This is a genomic window from Kitasatospora sp. NPDC088779, assembly GCF_040685395.1.
Lineage (GTDB): Bacteria > Actinomycetota > Actinomycetes > Streptomycetales > Streptomycetaceae > Kitasatospora.
The window spans coordinates 26867-42621 of sequence record NZ_JBFBHW010000035.1 but is presented as its reverse complement, the minus strand read 5'-3'; the positions used below and the strand labels follow the sequence as shown (position 1 = coordinate 42621).

Annotated in this window: 17 protein-coding genes; 16 read left to right on the top strand and 1 reads right to left on the bottom strand. The window is 72.7% G+C overall.

All coding sequences use genetic code 11. The features are described from left to right. The first annotated feature begins 1 nt into the window (after nt 1). The 15 genes from AB0P03_RS27930 (at nt 2) to AB0P03_RS27860 (ending at nt 13514) form a co-directional block, all read left to right on the top strand. On the top strand, nt 2-241 hold the full coding sequence (locus tag AB0P03_RS27930; protein WP_030056773.1) for an RNA-binding protein: 240 nt from the start codon (nt 2-4) through the stop codon (nt 239-241). 129 nt (nt 242-370) lie between these two features. Further along, the gene (gene rimM / locus AB0P03_RS27925) at nt 371-1012 is read left to right on the top strand and encodes a ribosome maturation factor RimM (RefSeq protein WP_363631482.1); all 642 of its coding nucleotides are present in this window, start codon (nt 371-373) and stop codon (nt 1010-1012) included. Between the two features lie 35 nt (nt 1013-1047). After that, nucleotides 1048-1866, top strand: a complete 819-nt coding sequence (gene trmD / locus AB0P03_RS27920) for a tRNA (guanosine(37)-N1)-methyltransferase TrmD (RefSeq protein WP_063351119.1) — start codon at nt 1048-1050, stop codon at nt 1864-1866. Nucleotides 1867-2020: 154 nt separating this feature from the next. After that, nucleotides 2021-2371 (top strand): 50S ribosomal protein L19, encoded by a 351-nt coding sequence (rplS, locus tag AB0P03_RS27915; protein WP_063347674.1) that lies wholly within the window; start codon nt 2021-2023, stop codon nt 2369-2371. Nucleotides 2372-2694: 323 nt separating this feature from the next. Beyond that, a complete protein-coding gene (gene lepB, locus AB0P03_RS27910) occupies nt 2695-3411 on the top strand; it encodes a signal peptidase I (protein ID WP_363631480.1) in 717 nt (238 codons plus the stop codon). A gap of 211 nt (nt 3412-3622) precedes the next feature. Then, nucleotides 3623-4480, top strand: a complete 858-nt coding sequence (gene lepB / locus AB0P03_RS27905) for a signal peptidase I (protein WP_363585740.1) — start codon at nt 3623-3625, stop codon at nt 4478-4480. Nucleotides 4481-4720: 240 nt separating this feature from the next. Beyond that, complete coding sequence (lepB, locus tag AB0P03_RS27900; protein WP_363631478.1) at nt 4721-5737, top strand: signal peptidase I; 1017 nt, start codon at nt 4721-4723, stop codon at nt 5735-5737. A gap of 145 nt (nt 5738-5882) precedes the next feature. Next, nucleotides 5883-6638: a signal peptidase I gene (gene lepB, locus AB0P03_RS27895; protein WP_363585742.1), complete on the top strand. Its 756-nt coding sequence runs from the start codon at nt 5883-5885 to the stop codon at nt 6636-6638. A 112-nt stretch (nt 6639-6750) separates the two neighbouring features. Further along, a complete protein-coding gene (locus AB0P03_RS27890; protein ID WP_363585743.1) occupies nt 6751-7224 on the top strand; it encodes an NUDIX domain-containing protein in 474 nt (157 codons plus the stop codon). A gap of 55 nt (nt 7225-7279) precedes the next feature. Beyond that, nucleotides 7280-7606 carry a DUF2469 domain-containing protein gene (locus AB0P03_RS27885; protein WP_030056781.1) on the top strand — a complete coding sequence of 109 codons (327 nt, stop codon included), beginning with the start codon at nt 7280-7282 and terminating at the stop codon, nt 7604-7606. 168 nt (nt 7607-7774) lie between these two features. Further along, entirely contained in the window at nt 7775-8344 is a 570-nt protein-coding gene (locus AB0P03_RS27880) for a YraN family protein (protein WP_363631477.1), read from the top strand. A 1-nt stretch (nt 8345) separates the two neighbouring features. Then, nucleotides 8346-10199 (top strand): YifB family Mg chelatase-like AAA ATPase, encoded by a 1854-nt coding sequence (locus AB0P03_RS27875; protein WP_363631475.1) that lies wholly within the window; start codon nt 8346-8348, stop codon nt 10197-10199. Between the two features lie 8 nt (nt 10200-10207). Further along, on the top strand, nt 10208-11374 hold the full coding sequence (gene dprA / locus AB0P03_RS27870) for a DNA-processing protein DprA (protein WP_363631474.1): 1167 nt from the start codon (nt 10208-10210) through the stop codon (nt 11372-11374). A 305-nt stretch (nt 11375-11679) separates the two neighbouring features. Continuing rightward, complete coding sequence (whiG, locus tag AB0P03_RS27865; protein WP_363631472.1) at nt 11680-12657, top strand: RNA polymerase sigma factor WhiG; 978 nt, start codon at nt 11680-11682, stop codon at nt 12655-12657. Nucleotides 12658-12929: 272 nt separating this feature from the next. Continuing rightward, on the top strand, nt 12930-13514 hold the full coding sequence (locus AB0P03_RS27860; protein WP_363631495.1) for a helix-turn-helix domain-containing protein: 585 nt from the start codon (nt 12930-12932) through the stop codon (nt 13512-13514). Between the two features lie 48 nt (nt 13515-13562). Here the strand turns inward: AB0P03_RS27860 and AB0P03_RS27855 are convergent, their stop codons facing one another. Further along, the gene (locus AB0P03_RS27855) at nt 13563-14138 is read right to left on the bottom strand and encodes a M23 family metallopeptidase (protein WP_363631470.1); all 576 of its coding nucleotides are present in this window, start codon (nt 14136-14138) and stop codon (nt 13563-13565) included. Nucleotides 14139-14801: 663 nt separating this feature from the next. Here AB0P03_RS27855 and rpsB point away from each other — a divergent pair. Continuing rightward, complete coding sequence (gene rpsB / locus AB0P03_RS27850; protein ID WP_363631468.1) at nt 14802-15734, top strand: 30S ribosomal protein S2; 933 nt, start codon at nt 14802-14804, stop codon at nt 15732-15734. Nucleotides 15735-15755 lie beyond the last annotated feature (21 nt).

Genomic DNA, 15755 nt, shown 5'->3' with positions numbered 1-15755 from the left:
CGTGATCGAGGACGCCCTCGACCACTTGGTGAAGGGCATCGTCGAGCACCCCGACGAGGTGCAGGTGCGCTCGCGCAACCTGCGTCGGGGCAACACCATCGAGGTGCGAGTGCACCCCGATGACCTCGGCAAGGTGATCGGCCGGGGTGGCCGCACGGCGCGCGCACTGCGCACCGTGGTCGGCGCCCTCGGCGGTCGCAACGTCCGGGTCGACCTGGTCGACGTGGACAACATTCGCTGACGCAGCTGCTCGTTCAGCCGTCAGGGCTTGTGAGGCCGGCCGGGACGCATGTCGTCCCGGTCGGCCTTTCGCGTTTCTCGCGCTTCCCGCATTCCGTCCCGCTTCAGGAACTCCAGGAGAACGATCACCGTGCAGCTCGTCGTCGGCAAGATCGGCCGCGCCCACGGCATCAGGGGGGACGTCAGCGTCGAGGTCCGCACCGACGAGCCGGAGCTCCGGCTCGGCCCCGGTGCCGTCCTGTTCACCGACCCCGCGTCGGTGGGCCCGCTGACCATCGAGTCCGGCAAGGTGCACAGCGGCCGGCTGCTGCTGCGCTTCGCCGGCGTCAAGGACCGCAACGCGGCGGAGGCGCTGCGGGGCACGCTGCTCATCTCCGAGGTCGACCCGGAGGAGAGCCCCGAGGACCCGGAGGAGTACTACGACCACCAGCTGATCGGCCTGGACGTGGTGCTGCTCGACGGCACCCTCGTCGGCGAGCTGACCGAGGTCGTCCACCTGCCGTACCAGGACCTGCTTACGGTGGAGAAGGCCGACGGGACGGAGGTGCTGGTGCCCTTCGTCCGCCAGATCGTGCCGACCATCGACCTGGAGAACCAGCGTGCCGTGATCACCCCGCCGGTCGGCCTGATCGAACCCGAGCAGGCCGAGGTCGCCCGTGGTGCCTCCGCCGAGGGCGAGGACGCCGAGGATGCTGAGGGTGTCGAGGACGCTGAGGGTGTCGAGGGCGCCGAGGGTGCGGCCGGCGCCAAGGGCGCGGAGGGGTCGGAGTGACGGTGGAGGAGGGCGTCGCGCAGGTCCAGGACGGGATGCGGATCGACGTCGTCTCGATCTTCCCCGAGTACCTGGAACCGTTGAACATCTCGCTGGTCGGCAAGGCCCGCTCCCGCGGCCAGCTGGACGTGCACGTCCACGACCTGCGCGAGTGGACCCACGACGTGCACCGGACCGTGGACGACAGCCCGTACGGCGGCGGCCCCGGCATGGTGATGAAGCCCGAGCCGTGGGGCGAGGCGCTGGACGCGGTGGTCGCCGGCGGGCCCGAGGGTCAGCTGCCGACGCTCGTCGTGCCCACCCCCAGCGGGCGGCCGTTCACGCAGGAACTCGCCCAGGAACTGGCGAGCCGCCCCTGGCTGGCGTTCACCCCCGCCCGGTACGAGGGCATCGACCGGCGGGTCATCGAGGAGGCGGCCACCCGGATGCCGGTGGTCGAGGCCTCGATCGGCGACTATGTGCTGGCCGGTGGCGAGGTCGCCGTGCTGGTGATGGTCGAGGCGATCGCCCGGCTGCTGCCCGGGGTGCTCGGCAACGCCGAGTCCCACCGGGACGACTCCTTCGCGCCCGGTGCGATGGCCGACCTGCTGGAGGGCCCGGTCTACACCAAGCCCGCCGAATGGCGCGGCCGGACCGTGCCGGACGTGCTGCTCAGCGGAAACCACGGCCGGATCGCCCGCTGGCGGCGGGAACAGGCCTTCGCCCGGACCCTGGCGAACCGCACCGACCTGGTCGAGCGCTGGCGCTACGGAGCCTTCGACAAGAAGGACCGGGAGGCGCTCAGCATCCTCGGCCTGGCCTGGGACGAGGAGCTCGGCCGATTTCGGTCCGTGGCCGTCGGTGTGGAAGAATAGGCCGCTGCTGTCTGTTGCTGGGCCCCCTTCGTAGGGGCCACGTGGACCGGCGCCCTCGCCACGGGGGGATCGTCGTCAGCCGATGCGGCCCGCAGCAAACCCCATTGTGACGAACTTCCGTGGGCGGCCCGTGGCGCCTGCGATGGAGAGCAACATGAGCAACAAGCTCGCTGCTGTCGACGCGGCCTCGCTGCGTAGCGACATTCCGGCCTTCCGCGCCGGTGACACCCTGAAGGTCCACGTCCGGGTCATCGAGGGCAACCGCTCCCGCGTCCAGGTCTTCCAGGGCGTCGTCATCCGCCGCCACGGCGCCGGCGTCGGTGAGACCTTCACCGTTCGCAAGGTCAGCTTCAACGTCGGCGTGGAGCGCACCTTCCCGGTGCACACCCCGGTCGTCGAGAAGATCGAGGTCGTGACCCGCGGTGCGGTTCGCCGCGCCAAGCTGTACTACCTGCGTGACCTCCGCGGCAAGGCCGCGAAGATCAAGGAGAAGCGCGACCGCTGATCCACCGTCCCCCGGCCTCGCCGGGGGATCGGATCGCTCTGAGGGGCCGGGCCGCCGCACGGTAAGCTCAGCCCCCGATGAGCACGCACGAACCACCCGCGGACCGCGACGGCAGTCCCGTACCCACCGGTGCGGACTCGCTGTCGCGGTCCGCGGTCGTTTCGGGGGCCGTCCCGGGGCCCGGTGGGGAGGGATCCGGCCCCGGTGGGGACCCGCGGGCGGACGCCGGGGGTGCGCCGGAGGGCGAGGCCGCTTCCGAGGACGAGGACGCACCAGAGGGTGAGAACGCGCCGGAGGGCGAGCGTGCACCGGAAGGTGGGGGCGTGCCGGAAGGTGAGCGCGCGCCGGGGGATGAGGATCCGGGCCACTCGCGCTCGCGGGACCTGTTGCTGCTCGTGGGGATCTGCCTGCTGGCCCTGCTGCTGGTGAACGCCTTCGTCGCGCGCCCGTTCTCGGTGCCGTCCGGTTCGATGGAGGAGACCCTGCGACCGGGCGACCGGTTGATCGCGAACCAGCTCGCTTATGCCTTCGGCGGCCACCCCCAGCGGGGCGACGTCGTGGTCTTCGACGGGACGGGCTCCTTCCTGCCGGGGTCGGGCGGGCCGACCGGCTTCTGGGACGGGCTCAGCTCGCTCGGCCGGGACCTCGGGCTGGCCCCGGCCGGGAACACGGTCTACGTCAAACGGGTGATCGGCGTCGGCGGGGACCGGGTGACCAGCACCGGCCCGGGCGGGCCGATCACCGTCAACGGGGTGCCGATCGACGAGTCCTCCTACCTGGCCCCGGGGGACCAGCCGTCGAGCGTGGCCTTCGACGTGGTGGTGCCGACCGGCAAGCTCTGGGTGATGGGGGACCACCGCAGCGCCTCCCGTGACTCCCGCGACCACCTCGGCGAGCCCGGCGGCGGCTTCGTGCCCGAGAGCAGGGTGATCGGCCGGGCGGACTGGGTGGTCTACCCGTTCTCGCGCTTGACCGGCCTGGACCGGCCCGCAGCCTTCGCCGCGACTGCGGGGACGGGCGGTCATGGGGAGCAGAGATAGCAGGGGCAGGGGCCGGGTGGCGGACCGCCCGGCCCCGGAGCCTGGCGCCGGCGGACCGGTCGGCGCCGGATCCGCAGGTGCCGGACCTGCGGAGGCCGGACGTGTGGATACCGGGCGTGTGGAGGCCGGGCGTGTGGAGGCCGACCCCGCGAGTGGCGGATCTGACGGTGCCGGACCAGGAGACGCCTCCCCCGGGGGTGCGGGCCCAGCCGTGGTGTTGCCGGTCCGGGGCCGGGCCGATCGCCGCCGCAGCGCCCGACGCGCGGCCCGGCGGCGCAAGCGGTCGCTGCTGAGGGAGTTCCCGCTGATCATCGTGGTGGCGTTGCTGGTCGCGCTGGTGATGAAGACCTTCCTGCTCCAGGTGTTCGTGATTCCCTCCGGCTCGATGGAGCAGACCATCCAGGTCGGGGACCGGGTGCTGGTGGACAAGCTGACCCCCTGGTTCGGCAGCGAGCCGCAGCGCGGCGACGTGGTGGTGTTCAAGGATCCGGGCGGTTGGTTGGAGGGCGACCACAAACCGTCCGGCGACGGTCCGGTGCTGGGGGCGGCCAAGCAGGTCCTCACCTACGTCGGGCTGCTGCCGTCGGACAGCGAGCAGGACTTGATCAAACGGGTCATCGGCGTCGGCGGGGACACCGTGGAGTGCTGCGATACGCAGGGCCGGTTGAGCGTCAACGGCACGCCGGTGGACGAGCCGTACCTCGCGCCCGCCAACCCGCCGTCCCGGCAGCCCTTCAAGGTGCGGGTGCCGCAGGGCCGGCTCTGGGTCATGGGCGACCACCGGGACGTGTCCGCCGACTCCCGCTTCCACATGGGGAACCCGGGGCAGGGGACCATCCCGCTGAGCGGTGTGGTCGGCCGGGCCTTCATGAACGCCTGGCCGCTGGACCGCCTCCATCAACTTGGCGTGCCGAGTTCACTCTCCTCGTTGGCCCGGGCTCCGCAGGCGCGCGGAACTGCGCCGGAATCCGTGGGCGTTGGGCCGGTTCCGATGGAACCTCCGCTCGTTATGGGTGTGTTGGGCATCCTTCCGGCCGTCGTTCGCCGGCCAGGGCGGCCGCCCGAGTGAGCCGGGCCGGGCGTCTCGCGGCCGGGCCGCGCGCGTGGGACCGCGAGCCGGATGCCTTGGAGTGATAGAGAAGTGCAGGTGCGGCCGGGAGGTCCCGGTCGTGCGTCGAGGCTGTGCTGGTGTCAGGGGAGCCCGCGATGGGCAGTCCCGAAGCGTCCATGGTCGTGGTGAGCGTGGTGCCCGCTGTGCGGCACTGTGAGCGCGGGCGCGCGGGCGTCCGCACAGCAGGGAGGAGACGTTGTGGGGGATGTGGTGATCGGCGCCCGCTCAGGTGCCGGCGAGCCCGAGGGCTCTGGCGGTCGAGCGGCCCGGTCCGCCGAGTCCGGTGCGTCCTCGGCCTCGGTCGAGGACGCGGCGGCCCAGACCGCCGACGAGCATGGCGACGGGACGGAGGGCCCCACCGGGGGCTCTTCGGAGTCCCACCGGCCCGACGCCGAGTCGGCGGACCAGTCGGAGTCGCAGGCCCCCGGCAAGCAGCGCAAGCAGCGTTCCTTCTGGAAGGAACTGCCGATCCTGGTCGGCATCGCGCTGGTCCTGGCGCTGGTGATCAAGACCTTCTTCGTCCAGGCCTTCTCCATTCCGTCGGAGTCGATGCAGAACACGTTGCAGGTCGGTGACCGTGTCCTGGTGGACAAGCTGACCCCCTGGTTCGGAGCGGAGCCCGAGCGCGGTGAGGTCGTGGTGTTCCACGACCCGGGCGGCTGGCTGAACGACGAGCCGACCCCGCAGAGCAGCAACTCCTTCGTCCGGGGCGTCCAGGACGTGCTCAGCTTCGTCGGTCTGATGCCGTCGGCCAACGAGAAGGACCTGATCAAGCGGGTCATCGCGGTCGGCGGGGACACCGTCGAGTGCCAGGGCACCGGGCCGGTGAAGGTCAACGGTGTCGCGCTCAACGAGCCGTACGTCTACCAGGGCAACACCCCCTGCGGTGACCACCCGTTCGACCCGGTGAAGGTGCCCAACGGCCGGATCTGGGTGATGGGCGACCACCGCGCCGACTCGCTGGACTCCCGCTTCCACATGGACCAGCCGGGTGGCGGCACCGTTCCGGTGGGCAACGTGATCGGGCGGGCCTTCGTCGTGGCCTGGCCGGTCGGCCACTGGTCGACGCTCTCGGTGCCGAACACCTTCGACCAGAAGGGTCTGGCGGTGGCCGCGCCTCTGGCGCCTCCCGTGGCCGGCGCGGTGGGCGCGGTCGCGCTGCTTCCGCTGGTGCGTCGGGTGCGGGAGCGGAGGGACGGCCGGAAGGACTCCTGAGCTCCACCGGGTTCTCCCCAGCCCTTGCGCGGGCCGTGGTACCGACGAGTAATCTGCTCGGACGTGCCACGGCCCGTCGGCTTTTCCGCCGGTGCCCCCGGCGTGCCAGTGGTGTTCTCCGGTCGGCCAGAGGTGGACGGATTCGATGAGCGGTGTCGTTGATCAGACGGCCGACCACCCGGCTTCGCCCGCCCGTCCGGGCCGCCGGCCCGCGGCGGTGCTGCAGGGCGTCGCGATCGCGCTCGGGCTGGTGCTGATGATCGGCGGCTTCGCCTTGATCGCGATCGACTACCGGCCGTACAGCATCCCGACCGCCTCGATGTCCCCCACGCTTCGGATCGGGGACACCGTGCTCGCCCGGAAGATCGACGGCGGGGCCGTCGGCCGGGGGGACGTCGTGGTCTTCCGGGACCAGGACTGGGGTGGCGAGCTCATGGTCAAGCGCGTGGTCGCGGTCGGCGGGGACACCGTCGCGGCCACCGGCAACGACCACCGGCTGACGGTCGACGGACAGACGGTGGAGGAGCCGTACCTCGCGGCGCAGGGCCCGCAGGGCTCCTCGTTCAGCGTCACGGTGCCGCCGGGGCGGCTGTTCCTGCTCGGCGACAACCGGTTGGGCTCGCTCGACTCCCGCACCCACCTGGAGGTCGACGGCGGGACCGTCCCGGCCGGCGCGGTGGAGGCCAGGGTCGAGGCCACCATGATGCCGTTCGGCCGGGTGGGCGACCTCGGCCGGACCGCGGCCTTCGACGGGCTTCCCGGACCGAAGGCCGGTGCGCCCGGGCCGCTGCAACCGGCCGCCTTCGCGACCGTTGCGGGCGCGGCGCTGATCCTCGTGACTTCGGCGGTGGGCGGGGTGGCGGGCCTGGCCCGCCGGCTCAGCCGGGGGCGCAGCTCCTGATCGCGGTCGTCGCAGCCCGGGCCGCTCTGCCGAACATCGCCCCGGACGGCGGCGCCGGGTGGCAGGATCGGTAGCGCCACCGATGCGAACGGAAGGAGCGTGGAGCGCTGCCATGACGGCACAACGGCGCAGGGCGGCGCGGATCCTGCTGCTGGACGGGCAGGACCGCATCCTTCTCTTCCTGGGCTCCGACCCGGCGACGCCGGGGGAGGCGTGGTGGTTCACGCCCGGCGGCGGCTTGGAGCCCGGGGAGGACGTGCGGGAGGCCGCCGCGCGGGAACTCGCGGAGGAGACCGGCCTGCGGGGTGTGGACCTGGGGCCCTTGGTGGCGTACGGCACGGTGTCGTTCTCCTTTCAGGGACGGCGTTACGAGCAGGATCAGTGGTTCCATCTGGCCCGGACCACGGAGACGGGGCTCGACCACTCGGGGATGGGCGAGGAGGAACACGCCCAACTGCTCGCGGCGCGCTGGTGGACGGTCGAGGAGCTGAGGGGGACCGCCGAGACGGTCTACCCGGCCGGATTGGCGGACTTCCTGGAGCGACTGCTGGCCGAGGGCCCGCCGGTCGCCCCGGTACGGCTCTGAGCGTGGGTGCGGTGGTCCACAATGGGTGGACGTGACAAGTTGAGGGGACGCCTGGATGAGTGCCGAAGATCTCGAGAAGTACGAGACCGAGATGGAGCTCAAGCTCTACCGGGAGTACCGGGACGTCGTCGGCCTGTTCAAGTACGTGATCGAGACCGAGCGACGGTTCTACCTCACCAATGACTACGAGCTGCAGGTGCACTCGGTGCAGGGCGAGGTCTTCTTCGAGGTGTCGATGGCGGATGCGTGGGTCTGGGACATGTACCGGCCGGCCCGGTTCGTCCGTAAGGTCCGGGTGCTGACCTTCAAGGACGTGAACATCGAGGAACTCGCGAAGAGCGATCTGGAGCTGCCCTCGGACGAGTCCGGCTTCGGGAACTGACGTTGGACTGCTCGGACCGGCGTTGTCCAGCGGAATTTCGCGCGATCGGGGCGTCTCACTCCTGCGGGTGACAAAAGTTATCCACAGGCTCGAGTTATCCACAGGGAACCGGAAATCCCCGGCCCCGCCGTGCGCGACGGTGCAACCTCCACGGCGGAGGTGGTCACCGTGCAGAACACGATCACGCAGGACCAGGCCGTACCGGGTGCGGCCGTACTGGACCAGGCCGCAGCGGCCGCAGCCGTGCGGGACGGCACGAAAGACGACACGAGGGACGGAACCGGACCGGGCCCGGGCCGCAGTGCCGGCGGCCGCAGTACCAACAACGGGCTCGGCCGCTACGGCGAGCGGGTCGCCGCCCGCCGTCTCACGGAGGCCGGGCTCCGCATCCTGGACCGCAACTGGCGCTGTGTCGAGGGTGAGTTGGACATCGTCGCCCTCGACGGCGACACCGTGGCGGTCTGCGAGGTGAAGACCCGCTCCGAGCGGGGCTTCCAACAACCCAGCGAGGCCATCGGCCAGGCCAAGGCCGCCCGGTTGCAACGCCTGGCGGAGCGCTGGATGGCCGAACGCTGGCCGGGCCACTTCGCGCGGCTGGCCGGTCCCGGGTACGACCCCGGGCCCACGGACCCGCACTGGCCGCCCGCTCCGCCCGGGGGCGTGCGGATCGACCTGGTGGCCGTGGTCAACCGGGCCCGGGGTGCGGCCCTGGTCGACCACCTGCGGGGGGTGGTCTGAGATGGCCTTCGCCCGTACCTGTTCCGTCGCGCTGGTCGGCGTCGACGGAGTGATCGTCGAGGTCCAGGCCGACCTGGAGCCCGGGGTGGCCGCGTTCACCCTGGTCGGCCTGCCCGACAAGGCGCTGTCCGAGGCCCGCGACCGGGTGCGCGCGGCCGTGGTCAACAGCGGTGAGGCCTGGCCGCAGCGCAAACTGACCGTCGGGCTCAGTCCGGCCTCGGTGCCCAAGAGCGGCAGTGGCTTCGACCTCGCGGTGGCCTGTGCCGTCCTGGCCGCGGCCGAGCGGCTCGACCCTTCCTCCATCGCCGAGCTGCTGATCATCGGCGAACTGGGGCTGGACGGCCGGGTGCGGCCGGTCCGCGGGGTGCTGCCGTCTGTGCTGGCCGCAGCCGACGCGGGATACCAGCGGGTCGTGGTCGCGGAGCAGACCGCGCCCGAGGCCTCGCTCGTCCCGGGCGTGACCGTGATCGGCGTCCGCAGCCTGCGGCAGCTGATCGCCGTCCTGACCGGCGCGCCCGCGCCGGAGGAGCCGCCCGACCCGATCGGCGGCCGGCCGGATCCGCTGATGGCCGGCCTGATGCTGCCCAGCGCCGGCGTCCGGGGACTGTCCGACGACAAGTCGGCGCGCCTCGACCTGGCCGACGTGGCCGGACAGTACGAGGCCCGGCGCGCCCTGGAGATCGCCGCCGCCGGAGGTCACCACCTGTACCTCAAGGGCCCACCGGGCGCGGGCAAGACGATGCTGGCGGAGCGGCTGCCCTCGCTGCTCCCGCCACTGACCCAGAAGGAGGCTCTGGAGGTCACCGCCGTGCACTCGGTGGCCGGGCTGCTCCCGGCAGGGCGCCCGCTCATCGACACGGCGCCGTACTGCGCCCCGCACCACTCCACGACGATGCCGGCGATCGTCGGCGGCGGCAGCGGCCTGCCGAGACCGGGGGCGGTCTCGCTGGCCCACCGGGGCGTGCTGTTCCTGGACGAGGCGCCGGAGTTTCCGGTCCGGGTGCTCGACTCACTGCGCCAGCCGCTGGAGTCGGGCGAGGTGGTGATCGCCCGCTCGGCCGGCTCACTCCGGCTCCCGGCCAGGTTCCTCCTCTGTCTGGCCGCCAACCCCTGCCCGTGCGGTCGGCATTCACGGCGGGGTGAGGGCTGCGAGTGCACTCCTACGATGGTCAGCCGCTACCAGGGGCGGCTCTCAGGGCCGCTGCTGGACCGGGTCGACCTCCAGGTCCAGGTCGCCCCGGTGACGAGGATCGAACTCATGGAACGGGACGCCACGGCGGAGAACACCGAGACCGTCGCGGCCCGGGTGCTGGCCGCGCGGGAACGGGCGGCGGCCCGGCTGGCGGCCACCCCGTGGCGGACCAACGCGGAAGTCCCGGGCCACGAACTGCGGACCCGCTGGCAGCTCGCCCCCGGCGCACTGAACGATGTCGCCCGCCAGTTGGAGCGAGGGGTGCTGACCGCCCGCGGCCTGGACCGGGTGCTCCGGGTCGCCTGGACGGTCGCCGACCTCGCCGGTCGCGATCGGCCGGACCAGCGGGACGTCCGCACCGCACTGGTCCTGCGTACCGGCGTCGAGCAGGGGCTGCCGCTGGGCGAGCGGGTCTACGGCCGACTCGGTGGCATCCCGGCCCAGCGCAGCGGGCCGGTCGACGAGCCGCCCGAAGGGCAGAGCCGGTCGGGCCGGTTCGAGAAGCCCGATCGTCCCGACTGCCCTGGCCCGGAGAGTCCTGGCCCGGAGAGTCCTGGTCCGTCGGACCGCCCCGATGCCCCTGGCCGATCCATCCGGTCCGGCTCCGCCAAGCGGTCCGGGAAACGCGACCAGCATCCGGCGAACGAGGGCGGTGAGGCATGAACCCGATGATGACGCACCTTCAGCCTCCCGGTCGGGCAGAGCCCGAGTCCGGTCCCGAACCGGAGCGCCTCGCCCGCGCCGTACTCAGCCGGCTGAGCGAGCCCGGGGACGCGGTGGTCGGCCGGTGGCTCGGTCAGCTCTCCGCAGCCGACGTCGTCCGGGCGATCCGCGACGGGACGGTGCCCGCGCACCCTGGGCTGGACGGCCCCCGGCTGGCCGGCTACCAGGCGAGGCTCCCCGGTCTGGACCCGGCCGAGGACCTGGAACGGGTACGAGCCGTCGGTGGACGCTTCATCATTCCGGGGGACACGGAATGGCCCAGCCAACTGGACGATCTGGGCGACGGGCGCCCGATCGGGCTCTGGACGACCGGCACGGGTTCGCTGCGGCTGCTCGCGCTCCGCTCGGTGGCGATGGTCGGCTCCCGGGCCTGCACGGCCTACGGCGCCCACGTCGCTGGGGAACTATCGGCCCAACTGGCCGAGCGAGGTTGGGTCGTGGTGTCCGGAGCCGCCTACGGGATCGACGCGGCCGCCCACCGAGGGGCGCTCTCCGTCGGCGGGATGACCATCGCGGTGCTCGCCTGCGGGGTCGACGTGGCTTACCCGAAGGGGAACGCCGAACTGATCCGGCGGATCGGCGCCCAGGGGCTGCTGGTCAGCGAACTCCCGCCCGGGGAGCACCCGAACCGCTTCCGCTTCGTGCTCCGCAACCGGGTCATCGCGGCGCTCACCCGGGGCACGGTGGTGGTCGAGGCGGCGATGCGCAGCGGCGCGCTGAGCACGGCCAGACGGGCGCGGGACCTCAACCGCCACACCATGGGCGTCGCCGGCCCGGTGACCTCGGAACTCTCGGCCGGGGTGCACGCCCTGATCCGCAGCGGCGGCGCCACGCTGGTCACCGACTCCGCCGAGATCGCCGAACTGATCGGGGCGATCGGGGACGACCTGGCGCCGCAGCGCAGCGGCCCGGTCCTGCCCAGGGATCTGCTGGAGCCGGCGGTGGCCCAGGTGCTGGAGGCCGTCCCGGCGACGGCGGAGGGCGCGCCGATCGAGCGGTTGGCCCGACAGTCCGGACTCCCCCCGGACGAAGTACTGCAGCGGCTCTACGAGTTGGGCTCGCTCGGTTACGTCGAGCGGCACGGCGCGCACTGGCGCCTGGTGCGGAGGAGGTGACGGTCGGAATGAAGCGCACATCCGTGCCGTGGAGAGGGAGTGTCGGAATCGCCTGGCTGACCTGCTGCTCCGGTTCGTCCGTTCGCGTGCCCGGATCCGGTGGCGCGAACGCCACCGGATCGGGGGACGACCGAGTGGCGGTAGCGCATTGCAGCGAGTCGGTCACGCTACGCTCCACATGCCTTCCCTATCAGCACATGACTCGGCAGAACGGCGCAGACCAACGCATGCCCACACACATTCCCGGACACAGAGTGACCGGTGGCGCCCGGTCCTCGGGAGGGCCGCGGACCGAGCGGCGCCCCGTGACTGAGTTCCCGCCCAAGGCGACGGGGACGATGGGGGGCCTGTCGCGCCAGGGCGGCCGGCCGACGGCGGTGCCGGGCCAGCCCGCCGACGCGGTCGCCGCCGCCACCGGCGACGGCGCAGCCCGCCCGATCGCTGCCGGTGCCCTGCCACCGGACGGCACCCCCCCGCCAGGCCCGGAGCAGGGGCCGAGCGGTCAGGGCCCCGGAGCCCAGGGGCGCACCGCGCTCGAAGAGCTCTGGCGCTCCTACAAGGAGACCGGCGACCAGCGGCTGCGCGAGCAGCTGATCCTGCACTACTCACCGCTCGTCAAGTACGTGGCGGGGCGGGTCGGGGTCGGCCTGCCCTCCAACGTCGAGCAGGCCGACTTCGTCTCCTCGGGGGTCTTCGGGCTGATCGACGCGATCGAGAAGTTCGACGTCGACCGCGCGATCAAGTTCGAGACCTACGCGATCAGCCGGATCCGCGGCGCGATCATCGACGAACTGCGTGCCCTGGACTGGATCCCGCGCTCGGTGCGGCAGAAGGCGAAGGCCGTCGAGCGGACGTACGCGACGCTGGAGGCCCGGCTGCGCCGTACGCCGCACGAGCCCGAGGTCGCGGCCGAGATGGGCATCGCGATCGAGGATCTGCACGCGATCTTCAGCCAGCTGTCCCTGGCCAACGTGGTGGCCTTGGACGAACTGCTGCACCCGGTGGGGGAGGGCGGCGACCGGCTGAGCCTGATGGACACCCTGGTGGACCACGGTGCCGACAACCCGGTCGAGGTGGCCGAGGACCGCGAGCTGCGCAGGCTGCTGGCCCATGCGGTCAACACCCTCCCCGAGCGGGAGAAGACCGTGGTGACGCTCTACTACTACGAGGGCCTCACCCTCGCCGAGATCGGCCAGGTGCTGGGGGTGACGGAGAGCAGGGTGAGCCAGATCCACACCAAGTCCGTCCTCCAACTGCGCGCCAAGCTGTCGGACATCCGGTAGCGAGGGCCGGGGCCCGTCCCGGCCCGGCCGACCTCCGGGTCGCGACCCCGACCACGCCGCCGGTCCGCACCCGCCCGGCCGCGTGCCCGGTCCGCACCTGCCTGGCCGGAACCCTGGGCCGTTACTCCGGGCCGGACCCCGGGTTGCGCGCCCACTCGCACGCCTCGCCGCGCGCCTGCGCGCCCTCGCTCCCCGGCCAGATGCGCGGCGCCGTACCGGCCGAAGGTAGGGCTCCGTACAGTGGGAGCGTGCCGAAGATCCGAGCGGCCACGGTGGCCGAGCATCGCCAGCTGCAGCGCGCAGCCCTCCTTGACGCTGCCCGCACCCTGCTCACGGAGGGCGGCATGGAGGCGCTGACCTTCCCCGCGCTCGCTGCGCGCACCTCCCTGGCGCGCTCCTCGGTCTACGAGTACTTCCGCTCCCGGGCCGCCGTGGTCGAGGCGCTCTGCGAGGTGGACTTCCCGCTCTGGGCGGCCGAGATCGAGGCCGGGATGGAGAGCTGTGACAGCGCGGCCGACCGGATCGAGGCGTATGTCCGCGGCCAGCTGGCGTTGGCCGCGGACCCGCGCCACCGGGCGGTGGTGGCGATCTCCGCGCTCGAACTCGACGAGGCCGCGCGCGAGCGCATCCGGGCGGCGCACGGCAAGCTGGTCGGCCTGGTCGTCCAGGCCCTGGAGGATCTCGGTCACGCGCAGCCCCGGCTCGCTGCGGCGCTGCTCCAAGGGGTCGTGGAGGCGGCCGTGCGCCGGGCCGAGCAAGTGGCGGCGGGGGGCCGCGCCGGGTGTGCGGCCGAGCGCCCCGAGCTGATCGCGGACGCCGCGGTGGCCATGGCCCTGCACGGCCTCGACCGGGCCTGAACCGCCATTCGGCCCGGTTCGTCTGGTTCATCCGGTTCAGCTGATTCATCAGGTGCGCCCAGCGCCGCCCAGCGGCAGCAGCCGCGCCGCTCCCGCGCCGAACAGGGCCAGCGGGTCGAGGTAGCGTCCGCCGCGCAGCAGCCCCCAGTGCAGGCAGTGCCGCGCTGGGCAGTGCCGCCCGTCGGGGGCGAGCCGCCCGATCACCTGTCCGGCGGGTACCTCGGTGCCGACCGGGGCGGTGCCGGCGACGGGCAGGTAGGTGGTCCGCAAGGGGGGTGACCCCGAGCCGGGGTGGGTGACGGTCACCACCGGGCGCCCCGCCACCAGCCCGGAGAAGGTGACCACCCCGGCGGCAGCCGCCCGTACCTCCGCCCCGGGTGCGGCGGCGAGGTCCACTCCCCGGTGTCCGGCGGCCCACGGCGCGGCCGGTGGTTCGAATCGCCCGAGCACCCCGCCGGGCCCGCCCACCGGCCAGGCCCGCGCACCGCCCGAACCGGTCCGGCCGGTCTCGCCGCCCCCGCCAGCACCTCCGGCACCCCCGCCCGGACCTGGGCCGACACCCCCACTGAGAGCGGCGCCCCGCGCCGCGCCGCCCGAGACCAGCAGCACCAGTGTCACCAGCACGGCGACCACCCCCCGCAGCACACCAAACGAGCGCGGCCCCAACCGGTCCGGCCCCAAGCGGGCCGGACCGACGGCGGACAGAACCGGGTACCCAGCGCGAGCAGTCATGCCCCGAGGCTTGCTGCGCCGCCGCCCCGGTGCCACCCACTTCCGGACTCCTGTGGACAAACCGCCCTCGTGGCCGGATCCCGTCCCTCCAGCGGGTGTACGGATGCCGCCATCCGGTGTACAAGCACCGCAGCAGCGGCGCTCCCAGGGCCCGGCCGACCCGCCTCCGCCCAGCTCCCGCCAGCGCTGATCCGCCCGCCCAGGGCCCCCGCCGGTCGCGGAGTCGCCCGCCCCGCAGCGCTTCCCGTACACTTCACACGCGACCCGGTCCGCCGGGTCGACTTCGCACGCCCCGCCACCGGTGGACGGACGCGGCCCGGCCGCTGCCCCCGCCAGGTGCGAGTGCCGCTCGGTCCGCCGAGCCCGCCTGGTCCCCGGACCGTGTGGGTTCAAGCGGCTCGGCACGTTCGGGGCGTCAGGCGTGGCTGTCACCTGGCTGCCACGGACAAACCGAGCCTGACCCGGCCGGACGCACCGCGCGAGCGGGGAGCGCCACCGCGCGAACCCGCCGTCCGTTGCGCGACCGCCGGGCCGTAACACCTGAGGAGCACGGCTATGGCCGTCGTCACGATGCGGGAGCTGCTGGAGAGCGGCGTCCACTTCGGTCACCAGACCCGCCGTTGGAACCCGAAGATGAAGCGCTTCATCATCACGGAGCGCAACGGCATCTACATCATCGACCTCCTGCAGTCGCTGAACTACATCGACCGCGCCTTCGAGTTCATCAAGGAGACCGTTGCCCACGGCGGCAGCGTCCTCTTCGTCGGCACGAAGAAGCAGGCCCAGGAGGCCATCGCCGAGCAGGCCACCCGCGTGGGCATGCCCTACGTGAACCAGCGCTGGCTCGGCGGCATGCTGACCAACTTCTCGACCGTCTACAAGCGCCTGCAGCGCCTGAAGGAGCTCGGCGAGCTGGACTTCTCGGACGTGGCCGGTTCCGGCCTCACCAAGAAGGAGCTCCTGGTCCTCCAGCGCGAGCACGACAAGCTGGAGAAGACCCTCGGCGGTATCCGTGACATGCAGCGCGTTCCCAGCGCCGTGTGGATCGTGGACACCAAGAAGGAGCACATCGCGGTCGGCGAGGCCCGGAAGCTCAACATCCCGGTCGTCGCCATCCTCGACACCAACTGTGACCCCGACGAGGTCGACTACAAGATCCCGGGCAACGACGACGCGATCCGCTCCGTCACCCTGCTGACCCGCGTGATCGCCGACGCCGTGGCCGAGGGTCTGAAGGCCCGCGCCGGTGTCGCCAAGGGCGACGTCAAGGCCGAGCCGGGCGCCGACCAGCCGCTGGCCGACTGGGAGAAGGACCTCATCGAGGGCGAGAAGAAGGCCGAGGAGGCCCCCGCCGCCGCTGAGGCCCCCGCCGCCGAGGCTCCGGCCGCTGAGGCCCCCGCCGCCGAGGCTTCGGCCGTCGAGGCCCCCGCCACCGAGGCAGCGGCCACCGAGGCTGCGGCCACCGAGGCGCCGGCCGAGCAGGCCTGACGTACCAAGGGTGAGGGGCAC